General features: G+C 50.6%; 21 protein-coding genes and 1 other annotated feature. Of the genes, 8 read left to right on the forward strand and 13 right to left on the reverse strand.

What is annotated here, in order from left to right:
- Window positions 1-2 precede the first annotated feature (2 nt).
- A complete protein-coding gene (locus SPTER_RS15295; RefSeq protein WP_246105316.1) occupies window positions 3-449 on the reverse strand; it encodes a DoxX family protein in 447 nt (148 codons plus the stop codon).
- Window positions 433-873, reverse strand: coding sequence for a MarR family winged helix-turn-helix transcriptional regulator (locus SPTER_RS15300; protein ID WP_144351169.1), 441 nt, complete (start codon window positions 871-873; stop codon window positions 433-435). The genes SPTER_RS15295 and SPTER_RS15300 overlap by 17 nt, the downstream gene beginning before the upstream one ends.
- A 321-nt stretch (window positions 874-1194) precedes the next feature.
- Here SPTER_RS15300 and glgC point away from each other — a divergent pair, with 321 nt between their 5' ends.
- The 6 genes from glgC (at window position 1195) to SPTER_RS15330 (ending at window position 8013) form a co-directional block, all read left to right on the forward strand.
- Window positions 1195-2430: a glucose-1-phosphate adenylyltransferase gene (gene glgC, locus SPTER_RS15305; RefSeq protein ID WP_144351170.1), complete on the forward strand. Its 1236-nt coding sequence runs from the start codon at window positions 1195-1197 to the stop codon at window positions 2428-2430.
- 100 nt (window positions 2431-2530) lie between these two features.
- Window positions 2531-2790 (forward strand) — a binding site (T-box leader).
- Window positions 2791-2897: 107 nt separating this feature from the next.
- Window positions 2898-4220, forward strand: coding sequence for an MFS transporter (locus tag SPTER_RS15310; protein ID WP_144351171.1), 1323 nt, complete (start codon window positions 2898-2900; stop codon window positions 4218-4220).
- Between the two features lie 199 nt (window positions 4221-4419).
- Window positions 4420-4890, forward strand: a complete 471-nt coding sequence (locus tag SPTER_RS15315) for a GNAT family N-acetyltransferase (RefSeq protein WP_144351172.1) — start codon at window positions 4420-4422, stop codon at window positions 4888-4890.
- A 615-nt stretch (window positions 4891-5505) separates the two neighbouring features.
- Window positions 5506-6006 carry a metallophosphoesterase family protein gene (locus SPTER_RS15320; protein ID WP_144351173.1) on the forward strand — a complete coding sequence of 167 codons (501 nt, stop codon included), beginning with the start codon at window positions 5506-5508 and terminating at the stop codon, window positions 6004-6006.
- Window positions 6003-6281: a hypothetical protein gene (locus SPTER_RS15325; protein ID WP_144351174.1), complete on the forward strand. Its 279-nt coding sequence runs from the start codon at window positions 6003-6005 to the stop codon at window positions 6279-6281. The genes SPTER_RS15320 and SPTER_RS15325 overlap by 4 nt, the downstream gene beginning before the upstream one ends.
- Before the next feature lie 106 nt (window positions 6282-6387).
- Window positions 6388-8013 carry an NADP-dependent glyceraldehyde-3-phosphate dehydrogenase gene (locus SPTER_RS15330; protein ID WP_211367295.1) on the forward strand — a complete coding sequence of 542 codons (1626 nt, stop codon included), beginning with the start codon at window positions 6388-6390 and terminating at the stop codon, window positions 8011-8013.
- A gap of 80 nt (window positions 8014-8093) precedes the next feature.
- On the opposite strand, the gene SPTER_RS15335 is transcribed toward SPTER_RS15330, so the two are convergent.
- From SPTER_RS15335 to SPTER_RS15365, 7 genes are all read right to left on the reverse strand, one after another.
- Entirely contained in the window at window positions 8094-9185 is a 1092-nt protein-coding gene (locus tag SPTER_RS15335; RefSeq protein ID WP_170233293.1) for an alpha/beta fold hydrolase, read from the reverse strand.
- A 156-nt stretch (window positions 9186-9341) separates the two neighbouring features.
- Entirely contained in the window at window positions 9342-10610 is a 1269-nt protein-coding gene (locus SPTER_RS15340; RefSeq protein ID WP_144351177.1) for a serine hydroxymethyltransferase, read from the reverse strand.
- Between the two features lie 340 nt (window positions 10611-10950).
- A complete protein-coding gene (locus SPTER_RS15345; protein WP_144351178.1) occupies window positions 10951-12762 on the reverse strand; it encodes a sigma-54 interaction domain-containing protein in 1812 nt (603 codons plus the stop codon).
- Between the two features lie 525 nt (window positions 12763-13287).
- The gene (locus tag SPTER_RS15350; RefSeq protein ID WP_211367296.1) at window positions 13288-14472 is read right to left on the reverse strand and encodes a M20 metallopeptidase family protein; all 1185 of its coding nucleotides are present in this window, start codon (window positions 14470-14472) and stop codon (window positions 13288-13290) included.
- A gap of 67 nt (window positions 14473-14539) precedes the next feature.
- Entirely contained in the window at window positions 14540-14986 is a 447-nt protein-coding gene (locus SPTER_RS24825; protein ID WP_170233294.1) for a hypothetical protein, read from the reverse strand.
- Window positions 14983-15783, reverse strand: a complete 801-nt coding sequence (locus SPTER_RS15360) for a DUF3100 domain-containing protein (protein WP_144352931.1) — start codon at window positions 15781-15783, stop codon at window positions 14983-14985. Before SPTER_RS15360 ends, SPTER_RS24825 begins: the two co-directional genes overlap by 4 nt.
- Window positions 15784-15827: 44 nt before the next feature.
- Entirely contained in the window at window positions 15828-16172 is a 345-nt protein-coding gene (locus SPTER_RS15365; RefSeq protein ID WP_144351180.1) for a hypothetical protein, read from the reverse strand.
- Window positions 16173-16528: 356 nt separating this feature from the next.
- Here SPTER_RS15365 and SPTER_RS15370 point away from each other — a divergent pair, with 356 nt between their 5' ends.
- Window positions 16529-18214: an ATP-binding protein gene (locus tag SPTER_RS15370; protein ID WP_144351181.1), complete on the forward strand. Its 1686-nt coding sequence runs from the start codon at window positions 16529-16531 to the stop codon at window positions 18212-18214.
- A gap of 623 nt (window positions 18215-18837) precedes the next feature.
- Here SPTER_RS15370 and SPTER_RS15375 read toward each other — a convergent pair.
- Window positions 18838-20145 carry an MFS transporter gene (locus tag SPTER_RS15375; protein ID WP_144351182.1) on the reverse strand — a complete coding sequence of 436 codons (1308 nt, stop codon included), beginning with the start codon at window positions 20143-20145 and terminating at the stop codon, window positions 18838-18840.
- Window positions 20146-20194: 49 nt separating this feature from the next.
- Window positions 20195-21409 (reverse strand): metal-dependent hydrolase family protein, encoded by a 1215-nt coding sequence (locus tag SPTER_RS15380; protein ID WP_144351183.1) that lies wholly within the window; start codon window positions 21407-21409, stop codon window positions 20195-20197.
- A 225-nt stretch (window positions 21410-21634) separates the two neighbouring features.
- On the opposite strand from SPTER_RS15380, the gene SPTER_RS15385 reads away from it, so the two are divergent.
- Entirely contained in the window at window positions 21635-22540 is a 906-nt protein-coding gene (locus tag SPTER_RS15385; RefSeq protein WP_144351184.1) for a LysR substrate-binding domain-containing protein, read from the forward strand.
- Here the strand turns inward: SPTER_RS15385 and SPTER_RS15390 are convergent.
- Together SPTER_RS15390 and SPTER_RS15395 are read right to left on the reverse strand one after the other, a co-directional pair.
- Window positions 22531-24321 carry an ABC transporter ATP-binding protein gene (locus tag SPTER_RS15390; RefSeq protein WP_144351185.1) on the reverse strand — a complete coding sequence of 597 codons (1791 nt, stop codon included), beginning with the start codon at window positions 24319-24321 and terminating at the stop codon, window positions 22531-22533. The genes SPTER_RS15385 and SPTER_RS15390 overlap by 10 nt on opposite strands.
- A complete protein-coding gene (locus SPTER_RS15395; protein ID WP_144351186.1) occupies window positions 24306-26105 on the reverse strand; it encodes an ABC transporter ATP-binding protein in 1800 nt (599 codons plus the stop codon). The genes SPTER_RS15390 and SPTER_RS15395 overlap by 16 nt, the downstream gene beginning before the upstream one ends.
- Window positions 26106-26119 lie beyond the last annotated feature (14 nt).

Here is a 26119-nt window from a genome sequence, read left to right on the forward strand (position 1 = left end):
CTCTACCTGGTCTGGTTTAATTTCGGCATATCCTTATTCTGGCACAGCCAGTCTACACTATACCGGCCGGGGCCGATAAATATCAGGCTTAAAAAGACGATCCCCACTTCCAGGGCATGGGAAGCCCCGCTCAGGCCGGCGCCGGTACTAAACTTAAGCACAACGGCCACAAACATATTGAAGGCCAAGGCCATAGCCGCCAGGCGGGTCAGCAAGCCGGCAGCAATAAGCATACCGCCGAAAAATTCGGCAGCGGCTGCCAGGAAGCCCCAGAATACAGGCGCAAAACCTAAGCCCAGGTGTTGCATCGCCAGACCAAGCTTATTCCAGGTTTCTACACCGCCGGAGATTTTCGGCCAGCCATGAAAAACAAACATTAAGCCAATCCCCACCCGCAATATCAAGATCCCAATATCCCTGTGCCTGTCCCAATTACTTAGCATCATCATCCTTACCTCCTCTTAAACTGTTTATAAATGACACCTCCGCCCCATGTACTGCTCGCGTCTGGTGTCCATATAACCCAAGCTTCTTAAGCAAAGCAATCACCTGCTCCATCTCGGCTGGTGTCAGGCCCCGAAAAGCCTGCGTCAGCGTGCGGGCATGACGGGGGAAAATCTCGGTAATCAGCCGGCGCCCCGGCTCTGTCAGGGTGGCATAAATCACCCGCCGGTCCCCTGCACAGGGTATACGCGCCAGCAAGCCTTTCTGCTCAAGCTTGTTAATCACATAAGTGATACTGCCGCTGGTAATAAGGATTTTTTCCCCGATCTGCTGCAGCGGGTATGAATCCCGGTGATACAAAAGTTCCAATACGGCAAATTCTGTCTGATTCAGGCCATATTGCCTGATATCACGCCGGTCGATCTCCATCAGGGTATTATGAGTCCGGGCCAGAACCGTAAATAAATTTAGTGCCAGCGTCTGTTCATCACTTCTCAGGCGCGCTTCACCTCCCGGTAATTTTATGTATTAATTATCTTGATGTTAAGATAATTTTAACTCTCATAGTAATAAATGTCAATAAATAATTATTATTATTTTAAAATATTTATATTAACAATAAATATAAATATTTCCAAATAAAAGTAGGAATTTTATCTCTATTATTAGAATAATTAAATGCAAAGACCTGTCTTACATTCCATTTTCCCAGCAGACTTTTTCATTGACAACGAATAAGGAGGGAGAATAATGTATACTTCGGCAATAAGTAACTTTGCGGGTAATACGATCGCTATGGTATTGGCAGGCGGCAAAGGTGAACGGCTGAGTCCGATCACCGAAAACAGACCCAAACCCTATGTTCCTTTTGGCGGCAAATACAAAATTATTGATTTTGTCCTGAGTAACCTGTTTAATTCCGGAATCAAAAGGGTATACATTCTAACCCAGTACCGGGCTTACTCCTTAAACAAACACATTCAAGACTCCTGGGCCAAATGGGCCGGACTAGGCGAGTTTTATGACACGATTTCACCGGAGACCACCAATATAGGGGAAGAATGGTTTAAGGGTACGGCTGACGCTATCTTTCAGCTTATGAGAGTCCTGGAGTCGACTGATGCCGATTATATTGCCATTTTTAGCGGCGATCATGTATACAAAATGGACATCGGCCAGATGATCAGCTACCATATTATCAATAAAGCCGATATGACCCTGGCGGCGCTGGAGGTATCACCGGCGGAAGCAACACGGTTTGGCATCTTCACAGTCGATGACAACTACCAGGTCACCGCCTTTACCGAAAAACCCCGGGAACCGGTTACTATTCCTGACCGCCCGACTTGTTTTGCCTCAATGGGCAATTATATTTTCTCCACCCAAAAGCTCATTGAGGTACTGAAAGCCGGCCGGCAATACCATGCCGATCTTGATTTCGGCAAACATGTCATTCCGATGATGATCGAAACCGGCAACCGGATCCTTGCCTATAATTTTATGGATAACCTGCTGCCCCGGATGGGGCCGGGGGAAAAAGGCTACTGGAAAGATGTGGGGACCATCGATTCCTATTATGAGGCCAATATGGATCTGATTAATGTGGTGCCGCAGCTCAACCTCTACAACTACCGGTGGCCGATCATCACTAACCAGGGCAATTATCCGCCCTCCAAAACCGTGTTCGATGAGGACGGCCGCCGCGGCCAGAGCCTCAACTCCTATACCTGCGGCGGCTGCATCATCAGCGGCAGCACCGTACGCCGGTCGATCCTGGGACCATGCTGCAAAATCAACAGTTACAGCCTGGTCGAGGATTCAATCCTGTTTGACAATGTTGAGATTGGCCGCCATGTCAAAGTCAAAAAAGCAATCATTGATGCCCAGATAAAAATTGCCGATGGCGAGGAAATCGGCTATAACCATGAAGCCGACCGGCAAAAAGGCTACATGGTTACCGACTCGGGTATTGTTGTGGTAACCTGACAGGTGAAATTATCATTGACAGCAGGAACAATTCCTGTATATACTGTACATAGATTTACAGTGTTACATTGTTTCCTCACCCAAAACTACATAATGTTAATGAAAAGTGATGAAGGAACTAATTGTGTGTAGTATGTTTCAGAGAGCCGGTGGCAGGTGCGAACCGGTAACAGAACGGCACAATCGTCATTCCTGAACTGCAACGCTGAACGTTGAGTAGGCGGCGCCGGTATCAGCTCGCTATGAGTGCAACCGTTATATTGCTAGGGTTGTTGGACCTGATGAGATGTATCTATATGTTTTTATGTTTTATAGATATAACAAGGGTGGTATCGCGAGAGTTAACCTCTTGCCCCTTTATAGGGGCAGGAGGTTTTTTATTTTCGCCGCCAGCCACGCGCGCCCCCGCGCATCAGGCCCGGAAGTACAGCAGCGTGCCACTATTATTCACAGGAGGTTTTTTTATTATGGAGCCAAAGTCTTCCCAGTTCCGCTGGGCCTTAGCAGCCCTGATGTTCCTGATCAGTTTTCTCTCCTACATGGACCGCGTCAATCTGTCGGTCGCCGCCCCGGCCATCATGCAGGAATTCGGCTTTAGCAAAATTGACATGGGCTTACTGCAAACCGCTTTTTTTCTGGGCTATGCCCTGATGCAAATCCCGGGCGGCATTATGGCCGAGCTGTTCGGCTACCGCAAAACCATCACCTTTGCCGCCTCTTTCTGGTCGGTCTTCACCGCCTTAACCGCCATCTGCAGCAACTTTACCATGTTTGCCGCCATGCGGGCCTTGTTTGGTATTGGCGAGGGTCCGCTGGCCCCGTCCTTCGGCCGCTTTATCTACCGCTGGTTTAACCCTGGCGAGCGCGGCCGGGGCTCAGCTCTGTTTCTGAGTGGTATGTTTATCGGCCCCGTTTTTGGTCCGGCCGTTACTGTGGCCCTGATGCTGGCCTTCGGCTGGCGTTCGGTATTTATCCTTTTCGGCGCCGCCGGCCTTGTCCTGGCCTTGGCCTGGTACTGGTTTGCCACCGAATCGCCCCGTGACAATAAATATGTGTCAACCGCGGAAGCGGACCATATCGAAGCCGGCCGGCCGCCAAATACTGCCAAGGAACTGGCTCCCTGGCGTGATTTTATGTACTCCTCCCAGTTTTGGGCCGTCGGGATTCAGTTCTTTATCACCGACTATATCATGTATGTCTTCCTCGCCTGGCTGCCGATGTATCTCATGGAAGCCCGCAATTTCACCCTGACCAGTATGGGCATTGCCGCTTCCTTCCCCTGGGCGGCCCTGTGCCTGGTGACCCTGGCTACCGGCTTTATCAGTGACAGGCTGATTGGTGCCGGCCTGTCCAATCACAAAGTCCGGACCCTGTTCGGCATAACCGGCCTGACCATTTGCTGTGCCGCCCTTTACCTCGGCGCCGTCACGGCCGATCCCTGGTGGAACGTCTTCTGGCTGACACTGTCCCTGGGTTCACTTGGCTTTACCTTCAACGCCGGCTGGGCTGCCTGTATCGACATTGGCGGCAAATTCTCCGGTTCTGTCACCGGCTGGATGAATTTCTGGGGCAATATCGGCGGGGTAACCGCCCCGACCCTGACCGCCTGGCTAGCTACCACCTATGGCTGGCAGATGGCCATTACCTTCACCGCCGCCCTGGCCGTGATCGGCATCGTCGCCTGGCTGGCCGTTAAGCCCGACAGACCGCTCGTCCCTGCCGGCCACGGCGGCGGTGCCGGGCAAAGAGATTTGTTAATCCGACCAAAAACGACTATCCCGAATAGATAGAATGCAAGCACAAAATAATTTTGGCAATACAAAAAGCGCGGCCGCTGACTGATTTACCTTAGCCGTCAGATAGGGTATAATATAATTGTTTTATTTTAACAATTGAGCATTATAATTGTTTTTTGGCTGATGCTTGTATGTAGTAGTTTTGGGCGGCTGCTAAGCAAATTTTAATTGGCGTGCATGCAGGAGGTTACCAATGAAAGACTATACAATCGGCGAGATTACCCCTGAGGAAGCCGGCAGCGCCCTCACCTTAATCAATGCAACCTTTGACCGCTTTGTTGGCCCTGGCTATTCCGAACAGGGGATACAGGCCTTTAAGGATTTTATCACCCGGGAACGCAGGCAGCAAGGCTTTACCGATTATGCCTTTATGCTGGTTGCCCGGCAGGAGCGACAAATCATTGGCGTCATAGAAATTTGGCATTACCGTCATATTACGCTGCTATTCACAGCGGCAGAATGGCATAACCGGGGCGTTGCGAAACGACTGCTCCAGGCAGCGATCAGCATATGCCGCCGGGAAAACCCGGCCCTCAATGAAATCAGCGTCCGCTCTTCCCCTTTTGCCGTTCCCGTCTATCAAAAGCTGGGCTTCATTGCCAGCGGTCATGAACAAACGGTTGACGGTATGCGCTTTACCGAAATGACAAAACCCATACCCTAGCGCCCCAGTGCCTGCGCGTGTCAACTGAGGCACTGGCGCCTGCTGTGAGAGCAGCGGTTATCACCGGCCTAACTATGGAATTTACATTAATAAACCGCAGTCCGTTTGCTTCGAAAAACACCTGGAAAAATCTAATCACCGGAAGGAGCCGCTATGATTACATGCCTGTATTGTGGATATGAATGCCCGGACACAGCCCAGCTCTGCCCAAACTGTGGCAAGCCGCTTGTCCGGGTCCCAATGGACAAACGGCCGGCAGCTGCCAACAGTAAAGAAACCGGGCACGGGGACCAGGCGGGGGAAAGCCGGAACAATCACTCCCGCCCCGACAGGTTATCCTGGCAGCCAGCGGCATTCTATTACTGGCTTTTATTGTGTATCAGATCTTTGCCGGCTAAGGCCAGGCGGCAGCAACACACAAAAAGGCAACAGAGGGTGAGCAGCCGGAGGAGTGTCCTCCGGACTGCTTACCCTCTGTCAGCTTTCAGGAATGGGTTTCCCCCAACCGCGGGGTAACCGCCCCCCTGCCGGCTTTAAATAAGCCAGTACAGCTTTTGGATATAGTAATAAGGGATTCATAATTTTTCAAGATCAGCAATCGCTGCAGGAGGTTCCATGAAAGCAATCGTTATTGCCGACACCCATCTCAAAGCCCCGGAGAAGCTGGCCTGGCTGACCAGCAAGCATACTGACGCCGGGGTGATTATCCATGCCGGTGACTATACCGGCAGCTCTGTCCTGACATTTCTGCAAAGCCAGGGGCCTTTCTTCGGCGCCGCGGGCAACGCCGACCCGGAGGCAATAAAGCTTTTGCTGCCCGAGAAGCAGGTGCTGACACTGGGGTCCTACCAGGTTGGTCTGTATCACGGGCACGGACCAGGCGGCACGACGCCGGCCAGGGCGTTCCGGGCCTTTGCCGGCGAACAGGTAGATATTATCATCTTCGGCCACAGCCATCAGCCCTGCATATTCACCCGCAGCAAAATCCTCATGCTGAATCCGGGTTCCCTCACCACCAAACGCCAGGAAAGATGGTTTTCCTACATCGTACTCACCCTTGCGCCAACAGGCCCAACCGCCCAACTAATATTTGACTCAAGGGGACGGTTCTCATGAGTCATTTCATCGGCGCTTCAGACTGCCAGGGAAATAACGAAACAAGGGGCAGAGCGCTGTCCTCTGCCTCTTTAATTAAGGGTAATCTGCAGTTCAGCGTAACCGGCAAATTGCTCCAACAGACCATTAAGCGCGTTGTCACATTCGCCAGGGTTACAGTCAACGGGTTATTTTTATTCCCCCAAGGAAGCTCGAAGCCAAACAACCCGGCCAGCAACATGATAGGCTTTATTGTTGCCGATCTTTATGTTGGAGATGGCCTTATTCTGAAATAACCGGCCAGCTTTACCTTATCCCGCCTTATAAGTTGGAGGAAAGTGGAAACTATAATCGAAGTACTTAATCAATATAGACAATTATCATTTTAAGGAGTGTGAAATTTTGGGGCAGAACAAACTAGTTAACAGTTTTTTTCCCTGCGAAACCGATATCCCTGAGCAATACCGGATTAAGCAGCCTATCCAGCAGCAAGAGTACTTGATTAATGGCGAGATCAGACGGTGGGAAGGACCGTGCCAGCAAGTAGTCTCACCGATACAGGTACTGAGAGAGGGAACTCTTCAGCCGGTCGTGCTTGGCTGTTATCCTGTCCTGACTGAGCAGGAAGCCCTGGCGGCCCTGGACGCTGCGGAAAGAGCCTACGATAATGGCGGCGGGCTATGGCCTACGATGTCTGTGGAAAAAAGAATCCGCCACATGGAGCTTTTTACCCGCAATATGATTGCGAAGCGGGAAGAGGTTGTAAAACTGCTCATGTGGGAGATCGGGAAAACACTGGCAGACTCGGAAAAAGAATTTGACCGGACGGTAGAATACATCCGCGATACCCTGGAGGCACTCAAGGTCCTGGACCGGGAGTCTTCCCGCTTTACCATCGAAGAAGGCATTCTGGCCCAGATCAGGCGCGCCCCGCTGGGCGTGGTATTATGCATGGGACCCTATAATTATCCATTGAACGAGACCTTTACGACACTGATCCCGGCCCTGGTTATGGGCAATACCGTGGTTTTCAAACCGCCCAAGCTGGGAGTATTGCTGCATTCGCCACTGCTGGAGGCCTTCCGGGCTGCTTTTCCGCCCGGGGTTGTCAATACCGTATACGGGTCCGGACAAAAAGTGGTTGGACCGATCATGCGTTCAGGAAAAATCAACACGCTGGCCTTTATCGGCTCAAGCACGGTGGCCGTTACCCTGAAACAGCAGCACCCCAAACCGCACCGGTTGCGCAGTGTTCTGGGACTGGAGGCCAAAAACGCCGCCATTGTCCTGGCCGACGCGGCCCTGGACCAGGTCGTGGAGGAAACGCTGGCCGGCTCACTCGCCTATAACGGCCAGCGTTGTACAGCGCTAAAAATCCTGTTTGTCCATAACCGGATTATTGACGAATTCATTAAGCGCTTCGCCGGCAAAGTCAGCAGCCTCAAGCTCGGTATGCCGTGGGAACCGGGGGTCAAAATTACGCCGCTGCCTGAACCGAATAAAAGCAGGTATCTGCAAGAACTTATTGAAGATGCCGTTAAGCATGGGGCAACAGTAATCAATCCGGACGGCGGGACCAGTGCCGGCTCGCTGTTCAAGCCGGCGGTATTATATCCGGTGAATGAAAAAATGCGGGTATACAGCGAAGAACAGTTCGGACCGGTGGTACCGATTGCCGGTTATGATGATATCCGTGAACCTATACAGTATATTATCGACTCCAATTACGGCCAGCAGGTCAGCCTCTTCGGCACCGATGCCGATCTGATGGCCAGCCTCATTGACCCGCTGGTTAATCAGGTCTGCCGGGTAAACATCAACAGTCAGTGCCAGCGTGGCCCGGACCGGTTCCCCTTTACCGGCAGAAAGGATTCAGCCGAAGGCACATTATCTGTCACCGACGCGCTGCGGGTATTCTCGATCCGGACGATGGTGGCCGCAAAAATGACACCGGCCAATAAGCAATTAATTACCGATATTGTTAAAGGGGATAAATCAAAATTTTTATCGACAGATTTCCTGTTGTAGAATTTAACGGGATTTTAGCACCAAGGGACGGTGGGTTGTAAGACACAACCCGCCGTCCCTTTTGTCGCTCAATATTTAATTTAAGAGAGAAAACTCCTAAGAATTCTACTATAAAGCAATTCATCCATTAAAAAAGCATCATGCCCATACTTCGAGTTCACAATTATTTTGTTTATTGCGGCGAACGGGCCAAGCTGCAAATTTGTTTCTTCAATAATCCCAACCGGAAACAAGATATCTTCCACGCACCCAGCCAGAAATACGCTAGGTTTAAAGGAACACGCAGCCAGTGGTGAATTGCGAAGCTTTAACTCATACCGCCGCATCGCCTGCAAGAAACCCAGGTAACTATCACAATTAAATCCGGAGGCAAACATATCTTCCTCTGCTTTTAAAAAGCAACCCAGCTGCCAATCAGGATTGGTGCTCTGCTGATATGTAAAAAATTCTTCACCGACATAAGAAAGATTAGCCAAACGCCGGGCCAGTTTTAAGCCGTTGTCTGGCATTGCTCTGATTATCTCTTCTTGAATATCCAAAAGTCCTTGTCCAATAAACGATAATTTAGCACCGGCATTAAGGCACACAGCCCGCTGAATCTTTTCCGGATAGGAAACAAGCCACTCAAGTACCGCCATACCGCCAAGCGATCCACCAATGACAGCGTACCATCGATCAATTCCCAGTTCGGCTTGCAACTGTTGCTGACAAAACACGATGTCGGCAATAGCAGGCGGTGGAAATACCGGCCCGGTACTGCCAAAACAGCCGCCGAAATTATTGGCACAAACAATAAAATATCGGTTCGTATCCAAAGGCTTGCCCGGCCCAACTGCCCATTCCCACCACCCTGTCACATCAGCAGTATTATGGGCGGCAACGTGGGAGCCGGATGAAAAACCATGAATCACTAATAGTGCATTGTCTTTAGCCGGATTCAGTTCCCCATAGGTTTCATAAGCTAGTGTTATTTCCGGAATATGGTTAGAGTAACGTAAAGGTACTTTATTGGTTGTAAAAAACGCAACATCACAAATCATAAGCAAATCACCTTCCGGCCTCCTGTATCTGCCCTCTTTCCTGTCATCAAGGCAAGCTTCACCTATCAACGCCCTGTATCTTATTATAGCTGAAAATACTCCCATAAATAAACAGACAAAGTAAAGTAACATCATTCCTCTTTACTCTGTCTGGGTTATTCCAGTCATTCATTTATAACCGCTCTGGCCACAGCATTGGTTTAATAACCGCTAAATCTACCTCAGCCCATACTGACACCTTCAGCCTGCCCTCCCGCCCCTTGCCCCAGGCCCCGTGGCTTTTACAGCTTAATCCCCTACTGCAGCTCTTAGTTCGGTCGTTGTGAGATATAACGGGTAGTGCAGGCAAAACTCCCGGACGCGGTTCTTAGCATCCGCAAGCACCGATTCATCCTGGCCGTTGGTCAAAACGCGCGCTATGATATTCCCTATTTCCTCCATGGCATCTTCTTTACTGCCGCGAGCGGTCATGGCTGCCGTACCAAGCCGGATGCCACTGGCATGCACCGGCGGACGCGAATCGTAAGGAATCAGGTTTTTATTAACCATAATGCCAATTGCGGCTAAGCGTTCCTCCGCGGCCTTGCCTGTCAGCATTCCTTCCAGATCTACCAGGAATAGGTGGTTGTCGGTGCCGCCGGCAACGATACGGAAGCCACTTTTCTGCAACGTACGGCACAGTAGCTGGCTATTTTTCACTATCTGTTGTTGGTAAGCAATAAAATCATCAGTCATAGCCAGTTTAAAGCATAGAGCTTTTGCGGCTACAGCCTGCAAAATATGTCCGCCCTGAATGCCGGGAAAGAGAGCTTTATCAATCTTGTCGCCAAATTCCTGGCGGGCGACAATCATCCCCCCTCTGGCGCCGCGCATCGTTTTGGTGGTGGTAAAAGTAACAAAGTCGGCATACGGCACCGGGCTGGGCAGCAGCTTGGCTGCTACCAGACCGGCGATATGGGCCATATCAACAAGCAAATAGGCGCCCACTTCATCGGCGATGTTCCGGAAGGCAGCATAATCGATCTGGCGGGAATAGGCGCTGGCCCCGGCCACAATCAGCTGCGGTGAATGCTGTTTGGCCAGCGAGCGTACCTGGTCATAATCAATGACTTCGGTATCTTGGGTTACACCATAGGCAAAAGACTTGTAAAAACGGCCGGAGATACTCATTTTTGTGCCGTGTGAAAGGTGGCCGCCATGGTCAATACTCATGCCAAGAATGGTATCACCCGGTTTGAGCACAGCAAAATATACCCCCAGATTGGCATTGACGCCCGAATGTGGCTGGACGTTGGCATACTCCGCGCCAAATAGTGTTTTCGCCCGTTCAATGGCCAGTGTTTCAATAACGTCGATGTGCTCGCAGCCGGCATGATAGCGCCGGCCGGGATAACCTTCAGCGTATTTATTGGTCAGTATTGACCCCTGTGCTTCCAGGATGACCGGTGGAACGAAATTCTCCGATGCAATTAATTCAATGGTCATGTTCTGTCTAATCAGTTCGTTATGCAGCTGATCGGCAAGTTCACGGTCAACTACGGTCAGTTTGCTAAGCATGTTGCCCCCACTCCTTTCAACAGGATGTTTTTGCAGCTTACGAACCCATAATATAGCAAGTATAATGCCAACGACAGGCCAGTCGGAAAACACCTGCCAGGATACGCGCCGGTGTACAGGGTTCCGGACTCTTTGGCGATTTGCGGAAAAAACCATGTTGTAAGCGCAAAGTCCTTTTTATCAATTATGAGAAAAATTTGTTCCATACTAAGCTCAACTTGTTGGTATTACACGGCACTGCCCATAGGACAACGATCTTATTAATTATTAGAAGTAGATTCTTATATTTAATAAATCGTATACAAAAACCTATACCCGGCAGGGGTATAGGTTTGGTGCTTTATTTATAAGGCCGAACCCGCTTATCAATTTCAGAACCGGGGAAACTGCCTTTATCCATCGCCATTAATTTTCGGTATAATGAGGGTACACTGATTCCCAGCTCCAGCGCTGCTTTTGTCTTCCCACTAATTCCCCAGCCGTAATTGTTTAACGCTTCCCTTATTTGTCCAAGCTCAAATTGTCTCACTTTATCCCGCAAGGTCCGTTTAGGATTAGACTGTTGAAACAGCCGTTTAGGTAAACTGGCCGGTTTTATATACCTGTCGGTTTCAATATTGACGGCATACTCAACGGCATTTTCCAATTCTCTTACATTACCGGGCCAGGAGTAACTGCCCATTACCTCCAAAGCACCGGGTAAAAAACCAATGATATCCTTTTTCAGTTTTTGATTGTAATGCAAAAGAAAATATTTGCTGAGCACGGTAACATCTTGTTTTCGCTCACGCAGGGGAGGGATAAAAATCGGAATTACATTAAGCCGGTAAAATAAATCCCGCCGGAATTCGCCGGCCCGGACTTTGGCCTCCAGGTCCTGGTTGGTGGCGGCGATAATCCGGATATTTAAATGAATCGTAGTTGTGCCTCCCACCCTTTCCAGGCAGCGCTCCTGTAAAACCCGCAGTAATTTTACCTGAAGATGAAGCGGCATGTCGCCAATCTCATCCAGAAACAGTGTTCCTCCTTCAGCCAGTTCAAACTTGCCCGGTTTACCGCCTTTTCTCGCGCCGGTAAAAGCTCCCTGCTCATAGCCGTAAAGCTCGCTTTCCAATAGCATTTCCGGAATAGCGGCGCAATTAATGCCCACAAATGATCCTTTCCCTCTGCCACTGGCTGAGTGGATCGCCCGGGCAAAAACCTCTTTGCCTGTACCACTTTCTCCCTGGATCAGAATATTGGAATCACTTTGCGCCATTTTCAGTGCCTGCTGCTTCACATCGATAATAAGCTCACTCTCGCCGATAATGGCTTCAAAAGTTGCATTTCCCTGCATTCCGGTCATCTCATTGACAACGGTCCGGATATTATGAATATCGCTCAGGGTCAGCACCGCACCGGAAATTGCCTGCTCATTATAAATAGCCTTTATCGAAATTAAGCAATGAATGGCAACCGTACCCGGAAAAATATACTCCTGGTTCAACAGGGTATTGCCGGCCCGGATAAAGGCCAATATGCTTTTCCCGACAATAATTTCATCAATATGACTGCCGATTAACCGGGCATTATCAATTTTCAACAGGCGGCAGGCCACGCCATTGGCATGGGTAATTATCCCTTTATCATCAAAGGTGATAATTCCGTCATTGATCGAATCCAGGGTAGTTTCAATAAGACCGTTGACTTGCTTCATCCCGTCAATAAATTCCTTTTCCCGGATTTTACTGACCAGCATTTGGGCCATTTCGTGAATAAACTCCAGCAGGGTGTCAATTTTGCCCAACAAACGGTAGCGCTGCTCCTCATCCAAAGCCACCATACTGATAACGCCGATGATTTTTTCATCCATTTCGATGGCACACAGCACTTCGGCCGTTTCCGGGCACTGTCCCTCCAGCCGGCAGCCCTTGCAATAGAGGAAATGCCCCGGACTTTTGCAAACAATGACCTTTTCTTTCATTACGGCCTCAATAAAAGGTTTATGGGGTTTATAGATTTCCAAGTTGTTAACCTTAGCATCTATATAGCCTCTGCTTGAAGCTATCAGTTTCGAATCGGAATCAATGATCGCCACTTCCACGCCAATCGCTGCTGCTATCGCAGCCACCGTTTGCTGGACCGAATCCTGAATATTGCCAAGCTTGAACATGAACTTTCCTCCTCCTGGTAAGCCACTATACTTGTTCCGGTATCAGCCCCTGCTCTGCCTGCACCATCTGCTATAAATACTGCGCCGCTCGGCAAATAGCAGGTTCGCATAAATATTTTACAGTATATTCAAATAATTGTTCAGTAAAAAAACGCTTTTACAGCATTTTCTGTCAAAAGCGTCATTGCTTGCCACATCTATTTTAATATTTATAATAACATAGCAGGGAAAGTTGTCAACATACCGCCACGCATAGCGGCTCCAGGCTGCTGCTATTCATTTAATTTCGTGACCGTTTCGGCAAGCCCCCGCATGACAGCATTGATTGCCCCGGTGCCTGCTTTTGAATTCCCAGCCAAGAATTCAGCGGCTTTTCCCTCTACAAAATTGAGCAAAAAAGGCAAAAAGCATTATATCTGCTTTTTGCCTGACGCTGCCGGCCTACACCCTAGCCCCAACCGGAATTCACAGTGTTTTATCCCTTCGCTTACTCCGGCCAAGTCTACTGCGGTGGTGCAGTTGCAATTACTCATGGCTTGTCAACGGATAATCATAGGCCAACTGAGCTAACGCGGCCGCCCCGTATGGGAGTGCGGCCTCATCAATATCGAAACAGGGGCTGTGCCATTGATGAACTATGCCTTTGCCCGGATTGCCCACGCCCAGCCAGAAGAAGACGCCGGGCACCTGCTCCTGAAACAGGGCGAAATCCTCGCCCCCCATACTTGGTATTGGCGTAACCAGGCCAGTCTCACCCACCACCGCTGCGAGCCGCCGGCGGCACCAGGCTGCCAGAGCCGGCGGATTGAAAACAGCCGGCAAATCCTGCCGGTACACAAACTCAGCTTCCGTGCCCATAGCCTGGGCAATGCCGCTGATCAGCCCCTGCATCCGCCCGGGCATTTCCCGGCGCAGCTCAGCGTCAAAAGTCCGCACGGTGCCGGTCAATTCCACCTTTTCGGGAATTACATTATTGGCGTTCCCGCCCTGGATGGTGCCGAAGGAAATAACTGCAGCTGCCAGCGGGTCGACCTGGCGGCTGACAATGGTCTGCAACCCTTGGATGACGGCGGCAGCTGCCGTTATCGGGTCTTTTGTCTTCTGCGGAATGCCCCCGTGGCCGCCGGTGCCTTTGATCGTCAGAAAGGTAGTATCGACAGCCGCCATTAACGGACCTTCCTTGCAGCCGATTTGCCCGGCGGGAAGCGTAGGCGTATTGTGCAAGCCGAATATTGCGTCAACATTGGGGTTTTTCAGGACGCCCTGTTCCAGCATCAGCCTGGCCCCGGCATTAATTTCCTCGGCCGGCTGAAAAATAAACTTAACGGTACCGGCCAGACTGGACCGGTGCGCGGCCAGGATCAACGCCGCTCCCAGCAGGCAGGCGGTATGGGCGTCATGGCCGCAGGCGTGCATAACCCCCGGTTGCTGAGACTGGTAAGAGCAGTCGTTTTCCTCATTCACCGGCAAACCGTCAATATCGGCCCGCAAAGCAACCACCGGCCCCGGTTGATCGCCTTTGAGCAAACCAACGACCCCGGTTTCGCCGCCCCAGGGCACCACTTCAATGCCCGCCTGGGCCAGAATTGCGGCAATATAGCGGGTTGTGCGGTACTCCTTAAAACTAAGTTCAGGGAAACGGTGCAAGTCCCGACGGATTTCAATCATCTGCGGCGACAAGGCAGTTGCCTGTTCCAGAATAGAATTCATGCGCATTCCTCGCTTCCGATCGCAGGCCGCAACAGCTGCCGTCAGCCGGCCTGCATATCAAATTATATTAAATCAAACCCTCAACCTTAAGCATAACCTGGGCAATCATCGTGGCGCATACAAAAGTGCCGGTATAAACGAACAAGGCGACAACAATAATCCGCCAGGACATATTCTTAAACAAGGGCAAATCCTTGCCTACAGCCAGACCGGCGTAAGCCAGAATCGGGGTAGCTAAAGCCATAAATTCCAGCTTGCTGGTATACTCAATAATGATTGAGGCCCAAGGCGAGATCGGCGATGTCGACAACACGGCCAGCAGGGAACTCCAAAAGACAATCGGCATCTTAACAGGCAGGTACCGGGCCAGGACCATTCCCAGTAAAGTAATCACCAGCAAAAACAGGTAGCCGGCAGCAGCCATCGCCAGTGGCTGTTGATACCCGACAGTATTACCAACTACTGTTATAATACCAGTAACAGCAAAGATTGCAACTGTTTCCGCCCATTTCATTTCACAATTACCTCCTGCTTCTGTTTCGGCCCAATAATAGGTGTCAGCACCTTATACAGGTAATTGGTTACAGGCAGGGATACAAACAAGCAAAAGTAGATACCGATAACTGTAGTCAGCAGGTTGCTGGCCCCGGCATACATCAAAATCTCATTGCCGTATTCGGGGAATACCGCTTTAATTGCTCCGGAAGCTGCTGCCATCATACTGCCTGAACCAACACCGGCTCCCATGGCCAGCGCATAGGGATGGAAAATTTTGAGCGCGGCCAGATAACCGGCCAACAACCCCAGCCAGATCGCGCCAAAAACGGTGCCGCAGATATATACTGCCATAACCCCGCGCCCTTCCGGCGAATCCAGCCCGTATTTTTCCCCAATAATGGCGATATTGGGCTCCCGGTCGATAGAAAAGGTAGCGCCTACCGATTCCCGTCCCAGACCTAAAAAAATGGCAACAGGCAACCCCAGAATCACGGTACCGAAAAAGTGCCCCAATTCCTGCAGCGACAAGGCCAGACCCGATTGCGCCACTTTGGCCACCTGCGGTCCAATAATTACCCCCAGTTTTGTCACCAGCAACAAGGCAATCAGACTTAATACCCGGGAGGCGGTATTCATTTCCTGCAATTTGATCAATTTAAGACGAGGCCAGCTGATTATGCCGCCAATCACCATGGCGTACAGCAAAGGCAGGAATAGTAATACTCCCGGACCGACCGACACCTTCTTTGTGCCGATCCATTCACAAATAGCAACAATAAAAAATGCGAAAATATGAATTCTCCAATCTTTCATCACCCAGACTTCAGCCCCCTTACTTATTCACCCCAGGAAACACTTTATCCCTTGTTCAGTTCTCCGTTTGCGCCCGCTTTTGCCAGATAAAGCAATCCTTTTTTGTCAACATTTACTCCTATATCTTCGCAAATTCTATGCCAGCATGAGCTATGATTTTTAAAACAAATAAATATAGTATAATCATCTATTTTCCAGCCCGTACAAGCTGCCGTCGATACGGATTTGAGAACACCATAAAGCATATTGCGATCGATACTGCACTGTGGGATTATGCTAAATTTTCCGACTACCGCTAGCAGCAGTAACCGAATTTTTATTATATTTAATAATTTTTGGGCTTCACTTATATAAAATTCAGGAATAACCTTACCATTCCTGGACCTCATATCGTGTTATCAAAAATAATAACAGAATTATTACTTTTGAGTATACGGTTACCCCATTCACATCTTATCCAGACCTGCTCAACAGTTAATGCTAAAGAAAACACGGCCGGGATCATTGGCTCAGTCAAGCCCGGATTCCTTTCAGGAAACGGTCCCCTGCCCCTTTAATTAAGTTTATTCTGCAGTTCAGTTAACCGGCAATTGCTCCGGAAGACCAGTAAGCGCGTTTTCACATTCGTCAGGGTTATTTACCTATTACAAAAAATGCTAAAACATCCTAAAGCAGGAAATATTGCGATTATTGTAGAACAAATTATTTTAAATGTGTAATAAACTAGCTTTCGGCAGGAGTAATTATGGATTATATTCAATTATCAGTAATTGGATCATCGATTGGCACGATTTCCATAGTTCTTGTTTATATATATTTGTATGTACTGTATCGCGAACCCTACATGGGTATATGGGCATTAAGCTGGCTCATCCTTCTCTCACGGTTTGTGATTTTCGATTCAGGACTACTCTCCTGGAAACAATCCGACTTAGGCATAACTACATATCAAATGCTAAATATAATCAGTGCTCTACTGTTTGTATGGGGTACTTGCAACTTTATAAATAAACCTCTTAGTAAATGGTGGTTTTATGGTGTTGTCGGCATTTTCTTCCTCAATGCTGCGTTAAACGTCCTATGCTCATCTGTGGTTTATAAATTGTTCCCCACTCTCTTTATTTGCTGCGCTGCAATCCTATGGCTAGGTTTAACTTTTATACGCTACTTGGCACTACCGGCAATTGGCCGCTTAATTACCGGCTATGCGTTCATTCTATGGAGTTTACTCAGTTTAGCGCTGCCTTTTTCAGTTGCCGGATCATGGTTTGCACCTTGGGGTTACTTATTAGGTGGGATATTGCGCATGGTCATCGCTCTAGGTACACTAATAGTATACTTTGAAAAGACCAGAGCAGATTTGGTAAACAAGGAAACGCAATACCGGCTATTAGCCGAGAATGCCATTGACGTAATCTATCATTATCAACTATTGCCTGAAGCAAAACTCGAATATATAACCCCCTCGGTCTTGTCAGTCACTGGTTACTCCCCGGAAGAATATTACGCCGACAACAAATTAGTTCTCAAATTGATACATCCTGATGATCGTTGTCTGTTTGACCGTTTTATCAGTAATCTGCCACACTCGGTGGAATTGCCACTAACACTGCGCCTGATTTGCAAAGATAAAACTACCCTGTGGATCGAACAAAAATGTGTCCCCATTTATGATGGCAAAGGCCAGCTCATAGCACTGGAAGGTATTATTCGCGACATCACGGTGCGCAAAAAGCTGGAACAAATGACCTCAAGGTTTGATAAGATGAATATGGTAGGTAATATGGCTGCAACTGTCGCGCATGAAATTAGAAATCCGCTGACTACTGTACGCGGTTACCTGCAGGTTCTGGGAAGAAAAGAAAAATATCAAACCGAGCAAGAAAAATTCAAACTAATGATCGAGGAAATAGACAGAGCCAATAACATTATCCGGGAATACCTTTCTTTGTCCCAGAACAAGGCAATGAATTTTAAAATAGGCTCTTTAAACAATATTATCGAGGCGTTGCTCCCCCTAATCCAGGCAGATGCTACTACTTCAAAAATATATACACAGATTGAACTTGCCCGTATTCCCGGACTACTGCTCGACGAAAATGAAATTCGCCAGCTACTGCTGAATCTGGTACGTAATAGTATTGAAGCAATGCCGGCAGGGGGGAACCTGATTATTCGCACCTTCGCGGAAGATACCAAAGTTGTTTTGTCCATCAGTGACCAGGGCTCCGGCATACCCGCGCATGTACTTGATAAGTTGGGTACACCGTTTATTACTACCAAAGATACCGGCACAGGTTTAGGGCTGCCAATCTGTTACCAAATAGCCCACAGACACAATGCCGTTATTAAAATCAATACCAGCGATGAAGGAACTACGTTCTTGGTTAATTTTACATTGTCAGTAATAAAAAACTCCAAATCACTCTGACCCTTTTTTAATGAGTAAAAACACTCCTGAAAAAGGGCTTTTTATATCTTCCAAATAGTTATATTTACTTATCGCCTTATAATTTAACATTATTTCCCAATCGAAGAAATGGTAGGTAATGGAAATGTAATATCTACCTGCAAAAAATTCGGTACATCAATACCTATTGCCTTGACCATGTCAGATGTTAGTTTTAGGGCGAGACAAAATGGCAAAGGCAAGGAAGCACTTATAATGCATACAGGAAGGGGTCTGCTAGGAGGGGCTGACGCCGCCATTTGCCATTTTGGCCGTCCATCAAACGTAAAATATACTTTGCCAAGGTACTATAGGAAAAAACCCTCCGCTTAAAATGATGTTAACCCGCCCTCCCCCCAGAATCATATACTGGCGTCACAATCGCAATATATACGAATTGGAAGGTATGCATAAATCAAAAACCGCGCTTATCAGGCGGGCTTCCAGCCTAAGAGGCGATGCCGGGGGATAAAGTAGTGTTCACTGCGCCGCCGGGTACAGTGCCGTGGTCACCTAAAGCAAGGAAGCAACCTTTCCTAATAACAGGAGGGTTGCTTCCTTGTTTTACGGCATCACCAGCTGCAGTAACGACTTTAGTCACACGGTTAGGCCAGCTCTTTATTATGCGTTTCTTCAGCCAAAAGCACTAAAACCAGCAAGGTGACCATCGCGCCGGCGATCAAATAGTAGGTCGGAGCCAGGTTACTGCCGGTAACCGAGATCAGCCAGGTCGAAACAAACGGCGCTGTCCCGCCAAAACAGGCCACCGCAATATTATACCCAACGGCAATTGCGCTGCAGCGGATGTTGGTCGGGAATATCTCCGTCATGTAAACCGTAGCGCCGCCGCAAATCATGGCTTCCAGAACGGCTAATACAACTAATCCTGCAAGAAACATAACAGAGCTTTCCGTAGTGCTTAACAAATAAAATACCGGGTAGCCCAAAACAATTAAGCCTAAGGCTGCGCCCATCATGACCGGCTTTCGCCCCACTTTATCAGCAAGCATGCCGGTAAACGGAATGGCAATCATAAAAATTATAATTAAGAACGTATTAAAGGAGAGTCCGACAGATAACGGAAATTTTAATACCTTGGAAATATAAGTTGGCATATAGGCCATGATAATCCAATACGAAATCGTCCAGCCAATTACAATACCGAAGCTCAGTATCGTTTCCCGCTTATAGTGCTTGAACACTGTCTTAAGCGGCGTCTGCACCAATGCCTGGGCATCCTCACAGCCTTTAAACACCGGCGTTTCATCAATTTTACGCCGTATATACAAACCGTAAGCGGCAATTAAAATTCCACTCAAAAACGGGAGACGCCAACCCCAGGCATTCATGTCCTCAGGCGAAAGCAGGGAACTGAGAATAGCGCCGGAGCCCGAGCCGAGCAGCAACCCCACGGCAATACTAAACTGCGACCAGCTTACAATAAAGCCCCGGTTGTACGGAGTAGCGTATTCCGCCAAAAACGACATGCAGCTTCCCCATTCACCGCCGGTGGATATTCCCTGCAACAACCGGCAAACAGCCAGCAAAATTGGTGCTAAAACCCCTACCTGCGCATATGTTGGCAGAATTCCCACAATGAATGTACTAACACCCATTAACATAACCGTCCAGGTCAGCACATTACGCCGGCCCACCCGGTCGGCATAATGGCCAAAGATAAGCCCGCCTACAGGCCGCATGACAAAGCCAACCCCAAATACAATGAACGCCAGCATCAGCGCAGTAACAGGATCTTGGGAAGAAAAAAACTGGGAAGAAATAATGGAAGCAAAATAACCATACAGACCATAATCAAACCATTCCAATGCATTGCCGATTGATCCCGCAAGAACCGCCTTGAACATACGGGGACTTGCCGGTACACTACTGTTGAGCTTACTGGAAGCAATCATATTTTTCTCCTTTCCAAGCTTGTATTTTTTCACCTGACAAACCGAACAGTTACAGCATCACCCCGCTTTTGATCACCTGGCAAATACTATTGATGCTGCGAATATCTTCCAAAGGGTTTTCCTTTAAAAGCAAAATATCAGCCTTTTTCCCGGCCTCAATCGCCCCAAGCACCTGGCTCCTGCCTAACGCAGCCGCCGCGGTGTGTGTTGCCGCCCGCAAAATATCGGCCGGCTTCATCCCGTACTGGCCCATTGTACACATTTCCAGCAATACCGACGGCTGAGGCCCAAAATTGGGCGAACCGGCATCCGTTCCCAGCGCAATCGGAACACCAATATCCATTGCCTTGCGAAAAGTCTCCCGGTGCCAGCCAGCAACCGTCTTGGCCTTGTCAACATATTGTTCAGGGATTTGCCCTGAGCTCTCCGATAACTTTTTATATACAGCCAGTGTGGGAACAAAATACGTGTTTTTTTCATGCATCGCCTGCAGAATACCTGACGAAATATCTGCGCCATGCTCTATGGTATCCACCCCGGCCCGCACCGCATTTTCAATCCCCACCCGGCCGAGCGAATGGGAAGCCACCTTTAATCCCAAATGGTGGGCCTCGGCTACGATTACCGCCAGGTCTGCTTCTGAATAGACCGATGGACCTATCTCCTCCGGACCGTAGGCGCCGCCGGTCGAGGCTACTTTGATCACCCCGGCGCCCCGCATTTTCATATAACGGACAGCTTTAATCAGCTCCTCCCGGGAATCAGCGATATAACCAAGCGCCGGCACATGGCCGCCGGTCGGCTGAATAATCCGCCCGGCGCCAACCACGGTTGGACCCAAAATCATCCCCACCTCAAATACCCTGGCAATATCCACGGCAACATCATCAACAGACCCGACATCCCTGACCGTGGTAACCCCCTGGGCCAGTGATCTCCGGGCATTCATTATCCCTCTGGCAAAAGCCAGATAATTGCCTTCTTTGGCCATGGTATACAGCGGATCGGCACTGCCGTCCCAAACCAGATGGACATGCAGGTCGATCAGGCCCGGCATCATATACATTCCCGCTGCATCAAAGCTCTCAACCCCTGCGGGAATTTCCGGACCGGTAAACAGCTCCACAATGCTGTCATCCTGAATGCGAACCGCTCCCCCCCTGATAACTGCTCCCTGCACTATATCAAGCAACGCAGCATTTTTTATTATGTATTCGCGTGGTCTCCCGGTAACAGACAATCTGTCTTCTGACAATTGAATCATCCTTTCCTCCCGCCTTGAAAAAAAAAGCAACAAAAAAACTTTTGACCGGTAAAAGTCAAAAGTTCAGCGCTGAACAATTATATGTTTCCCCAATAAACCGTGCTCCGGTATCTGGGGTTCTGTATAAACTTAGTATATAGCAGCAGGAAACAGATGTCTAATATATAAATAACACTTAAATAATACTTTTAAAATATAATAAAAAAATGTAAAGGATGGATAGAAATGGAGCTACGGCATCTACACTACTTTATTGCAGTCGCGGAAGAATTGCATTTCAGCCGGGCCGCCAGCCGTTTAAAGATGGCCCAGCCGCCGCTAAGCCAGCAGATTCAAAACCTGGAAACAGAAATAGGGGCTCCGTTGTTTTACCGCACGAAACGCCAGGTGGCACTGACAGAAGCAGGCAAGGTCTTTCTGGAAAAAGCCTATCAAATCATTGCCGACGTTCAAAAAGCCGGTGTTGCTGCCCGGAATACGCAGCAGGGAAAGCAAGGCTGCTTAATTGTCGGCTTTACCGGCATCGCGACCTTTAATATGCTGCCCCGCCTGATCCCCGCGTACCGGGCCAGGTATCCGCTGGTCGAGCTGACCTTGCGCCAGCTGGGCACCACTGAGCAGGCCCGGGCCTTGCTGCAGGAAGAGCTGCAGGTGGGGATACTCTGCCTGCCTGTCATTACCGCCGAGTTGAACTTTGAGGTTGTTTGCCGGGACGCCTTCGTTGTCGCCTTGCCCCAAAATCATCAGCTGGCAGAATGCCAGTCGGTTGATGTGCGGCAGCTGGCGCCGAATTCCTTCATCATGACAACCAGGAAGGTCGGGGAAGGGTATCATGACGGCATCATTAATATCTGCCGCCATGCCGGTTTTGAACCCCGCATATCGCAGGAGGTCCATGAGCTGCAAACCTCGGTATCCCTGGTTGCGGCCGGCATGGGCATCGCCCTGCTGCCCGGCTCCATTCAAAAATTAAACATAAAGGGGGTCGTCTACCGGCCGCTAACAAACGCCATCCCGCCGCTGGAAACGGCCATAGCCTGGCATAAAAATGAAAAATCACCCCGTGTCGAAAATTTTCTGGCCCTGGCCCGCAGCGTTTCACCCGGGGTCAGCACCCGGGGTCAGGCTTGACTTATAACTAAATTTGACTTATTTCCATCTACTTCGCCTAAACTCCACCCTTCCGCCGCCTGCCGGATGGCCAGGAACCGCCTGTACACCCCGTCCTGCCGGCTCAACTCCGCGTGGGTGCCCTGCTGGGCAATGCGGCCGGCTTCGACCACCAGGATCTGATCGGCGTTTTGGATGGTGGCCAGGCGGTGGGCAATAATCAGCATGGTTTTACCCTGCACCAGGGCACTGAGCGCCTGCTGAATGAGATGCTCATTCTCCGGATCCACACTGGCGGTTGCCTCGTCCAAAATGACAATAGGTGCCGCCTTCAGTATGGCCCGGGCAATGGAAATGCGCTGTTTTTCCCCGCCCGAAAGGGTGGCGCCGCCGTCGCCGATTACAGTCTCGTACCCGTTGGGCAGCTTGGTAATGAAATCATGGCAGCAGGCCTTGCGGGCGGCCGCCACCACCTCGTCCATTGTTGCCGCCGGCTGGCCGAAGCGGATATTATTCAGTACCGTATCATGAAACAGGTAGACCTGCTGGAATACCATACTGATATGGGCAAGCAGGCTGTCGCAGGTCATGGTTTTGATATCAACCCCGCCAATCAGCACCCGGCCCTGATCCACATCATAGAAGCGGGCGATCAGGCTGCAGATTGTCGATTTGCCGCTGCCCGAAGGACCGACAATGGCTGTCGTGGTGCCGGCCGGGACCGTAAAGGACACATTCTGCAGCACCGCCTGCTGGTCATAGGCGAACGTGACCGCCTGAAACCGGATATCATAGGCCGGCAATTGCACATCGACCCCGTCTTTATCAATAAACTCCGCGGTCTCAATCTCCCCGAGCTTATCGAGGGTGGCATCAATGAGTTCCAGCACATGGGCGGCATTGTTGACTGTCTCAATCTGTTTAAAGATCACAAAGGAGAAGATCGCCATCATCAGCAGCGTCGGCACAGCCATCGCCCCCTGCAGCGTCAGCAGGGCCGCGGCCAGGACCACGCCGGTGGCGGCGGTTTTCAGTGCCAGTAAATGGAGGCAGTTATAAGGCACATACTCTTTTTCAATCTTGCAGTTGATCTCCTTGCTCAGCCGGTAGGCATTACGGATTCCGTCCCGGGCCACACCGTCCTGCTTAAAGGCCTTGACAACCGCCATGCCCCGGACATACTCAAGGGTGGCGGCAATCATGCGGTCCTGGGCGGTCTGATGGACAGGGGCGTTGGCCTTGCTCTTTAGGCCCAGCAGCTGCAGCGACCAGGCCGAGGCCGCAATGCCGGCCGCCGCAACCAGCGCGACCTGCCAGCTGTACAGAGCCAGGCACAACACCAGGGTAATCGCACTGATATAGCCGTTGACCACCACGTCAACCATCTTCATGCCAAACAGCTCCAGTAAGGATAGATCGGTCGTCACGGCGGCGGCAATCTCGCCGGCAGTTTTCTTGCTGAAAAAGCCCAGCGACACCCGTTTTAAGAGGGCGCCAATCGCCAGCCGCTGCTCGGCGGCCACTTCATAGCCAATACTCTCCTGGGCGGCGGCCCGCAGATAGGCGAACCAGAACCGCCCGGCCACGGTAACCAGCATAAACCCCAGCATATACCAGACCCGCGCCCCGTCAAGGGCAGCGGCGCCCCTGCTGTCCTCTATAATCAGATTGAGGCCGCAGGCGGCGCCCATAATCGGCAGAGCGGTAAATACCGTGTGCAGGAACGAATACACACAACCGGCATATAAGCGTCTTTGGCGCGGCCCCGACCAGGCGATAATCCGTTTTATTGTTTGCAGCATGGGCTGTTGTCTCCTTGTTCATGATTGGCCGCCCACTGGCGGGCCCCGGTATGGGCCGCCCACATCGACCGGTAAAGCGGGCAGCCGGCAAGCAGGGCGGCGTGCGTGCCGGTCTGGACAATCCGGCCCTGCTCCATAACCACGATCTGGCCGGCCCGGATAATTGTCGACAGCCGGTGGGCGATGACCAGCAGGGTCTTGTCGCGGGTCAGGGCAGCCAGGGACTGCTGGAGCTTGTCCTCATTCTCCGGATCGGTAAACGCCGTTGCTTCATCCAGGATGACCACCGGCGCGTTTTTTAAGATGGCTCTGGCAATCGCGATTCTTTGCTTTTCCCCGCCCGACAACCTGCTGCCCGCTTCACCGGCGCCGGTATCGTACCCCTTAGCCAGCCTGCGGATAAACCCGTCGCAGCAGGCCGCCCGGGCAGCGGCCATAACCTCCTCGTCCGACGCCCGGGGATTGCCAAGGCGAATGTTCTCCCTCAGGGAGCAGTTAAACAGGAAATTATCCTGAGTTACAAAACTGACTGTGTCGGCCAGCTGGGACAGGGGCAAATCTTTGATATTCACCCCGCCGATGCGGACTGCGCCGTTCCCCACATCCCAAAAACGGGCGATCAGCCTGGCAACCGTCGATTTGCCGCTGCCCGACGGCCCCACCAGCGCCGTAAAGGTTCCCTGGGGCAGGCGCAGCGTCAGGCCGTCGAGCACCCTGCGGCCCCCGGCCGTCCCCGGGGCCGCTGCGTCATAGGCAAAAGACACCTGGTCCAGCGCAATATCATAGGCTGCCAGCTCCACCGGCGCCGCCGCAACCGGCAGCCCCGGCAGGTTTAAAAAATCAGCCGCGTCTTTCACCGCATATTCGATGGCCTTGTCATCATTGACAAACACCGTAAAGCTCGTCAGGGGCGCGACCAGCCCCAGGGACAGGATCAGGCACATCGTAAGCTCTGCTGGCTGCAGCGTGCCATTAAGATACAAGTACATCCCGGCCGGCATGGCGCCAAGCAGGGTGGACGGCAGCACCGCGCCGCCCAGGTTCATGACTTTCCAGGTACTCCGGAACCAGGCCAGGGTATACTCCCTAAACTGCCCAACTGCGCGCTCATACCGTTCATAGGACGCGGCCGACTGGTTAAAGGCCTTGATAACCTCAATCCCCTCAATATATTCGACAATCACACTATTGACATAATTGCCGGCAGCCATATATTCAGCATACTTTCTGTCAAAGGCTTGCAGCAGCACTGCATAGATGACGGCAGCGGCCGGTATCGTAAGCGTAGCCGCCAGGGCCATCCGCCAGTCGATTGCCAGCAGATAGGCAAATATCGCCAGCGGCAGCAGCAGATTGGCAGTGCCCTCCGGGATGAGATGGGCCAGGGGGACCTCCACGCTTTCCACCTTATCGACAATCACACTTTTCATTTTTCCCGCCGTCTGGTTCAACACCGTTCCCAGCGGCGCCTGCAGCAGCCGGTCGGCGATGCGCAGGCGCATATTTTCCAGGATGCTGTAGGCGGAAAAATGGGCCAGCATCGTCGACAGGGCATAGAATCCAAGCTGGATTAGATGTCCGCCCAGACTCAGGGCCGCCCAGAATAAGACGGCCCGGACCGTTGCCTGTTCTTCCAGAAATAAGATAATAATCTGATAAACGCCCAGATACGGCACCATGCTGCCGGCCACACTGACAATTGCGCATAGTATCGCCAACAGCAGCTGCAGCCGGCACCCGCCGGCAAACAGCCACACGGTTTTCAGCCAGTTATTTTCCTCCATGAATGCTTCCACCT

The organism is Sporomusa termitida (genome assembly GCF_007641255.1).
Lineage (GTDB): Bacteria > Bacillota > Negativicutes > Sporomusales > Sporomusaceae > Sporomusa > Sporomusa termitida.

Coding starts and splice junctions, on each gene's coding strand:
- SPTER_RS15295 (WP_246105316.1), bottom strand. CDS start 449: ATGATGATGCTAAGTAATTGGGACAGGCACAGGGATATTGGGATCTTG.
- SPTER_RS15300 (WP_144351169.1), bottom strand. CDS start 873: ATGGAGATCGACCGGCGTGATATCAGGCAATATGGCCTGAATCAGACA.
- glgC (WP_144351170.1), top strand. CDS start 1,195: ATGTATACTTCGGCAATAAGTAACTTTGCGGGTAATACGATCGCTATG.
- SPTER_RS15310 (WP_144351171.1), top strand. CDS start 2,898: ATGGAGCCAAAGTCTTCCCAGTTCCGCTGGGCCTTAGCAGCCCTGATG.
- SPTER_RS15315 (WP_144351172.1), top strand. CDS start 4,420: ATGAAAGACTATACAATCGGCGAGATTACCCCTGAGGAAGCCGGCAGC.
- SPTER_RS15320 (WP_144351173.1), top strand. CDS start 5,506: ATGAAAGCAATCGTTATTGCCGACACCCATCTCAAAGCCCCGGAGAAG.
- SPTER_RS15325 (WP_144351174.1), top strand. CDS start 6,003: ATGAGTCATTTCATCGGCGCTTCAGACTGCCAGGGAAATAACGAAACA.
- SPTER_RS15335 (WP_170233293.1), bottom strand. CDS start 9,185: ATGTTACTTTACTTTGTCTGTTTATTTATGGGAGTATTTTCAGCTATA.
- SPTER_RS15340 (WP_144351177.1), bottom strand. CDS start 10,610: ATGCTTAGCAAACTGACCGTAGTTGACCGTGAACTTGCCGATCAGCTG.
- SPTER_RS15345 (WP_144351178.1), bottom strand. CDS start 12,762: ATGTTCAAGCTTGGCAATATTCAGGATTCGGTCCAGCAAACGGTGGCT.
- SPTER_RS15350 (WP_211367296.1), bottom strand. CDS start 14,472: ATGAATTCTATTCTGGAACAGGCAACTGCCTTGTCGCCGCAGATGATT.
- SPTER_RS24825 (WP_170233294.1), bottom strand. CDS start 14,986: ATGAAATGGGCGGAAACAGTTGCAATCTTTGCTGTTACTGGTATTATA.
- SPTER_RS15360 (WP_144352931.1), bottom strand. CDS start 15,783: ATGAAAGATTGGAGAATTCATATTTTCGCATTTTTTATTGTTGCTATT.
- SPTER_RS15365 (WP_144351180.1), bottom strand. CDS start 16,172: ATGAGGTCCAGGAATGGTAAGGTTATTCCTGAATTTTATATAAGTGAA.
- SPTER_RS15370 (WP_144351181.1), top strand. CDS start 16,529: ATGGATTATATTCAATTATCAGTAATTGGATCATCGATTGGCACGATT.
- SPTER_RS15375 (WP_144351182.1), bottom strand. CDS start 20,145: ATGATTGCTTCCAGTAAGCTCAACAGTAGTGTACCGGCAAGTCCCCGT.
- SPTER_RS15380 (WP_144351183.1), bottom strand. CDS start 21,409: ATGATTCAATTGTCAGAAGACAGATTGTCTGTTACCGGGAGACCACGC.
- SPTER_RS15385 (WP_144351184.1), top strand. CDS start 21,635: ATGGAGCTACGGCATCTACACTACTTTATTGCAGTCGCGGAAGAATTG.
- SPTER_RS15390 (WP_144351185.1), bottom strand. CDS start 24,321: ATGCTGCAAACAATAAAACGGATTATCGCCTGGTCGGGGCCGCGCCAA.
- SPTER_RS15395 (WP_144351186.1), bottom strand. CDS start 26,105: ATGGAGGAAAATAACTGGCTGAAAACCGTGTGGCTGTTTGCCGGCGGG.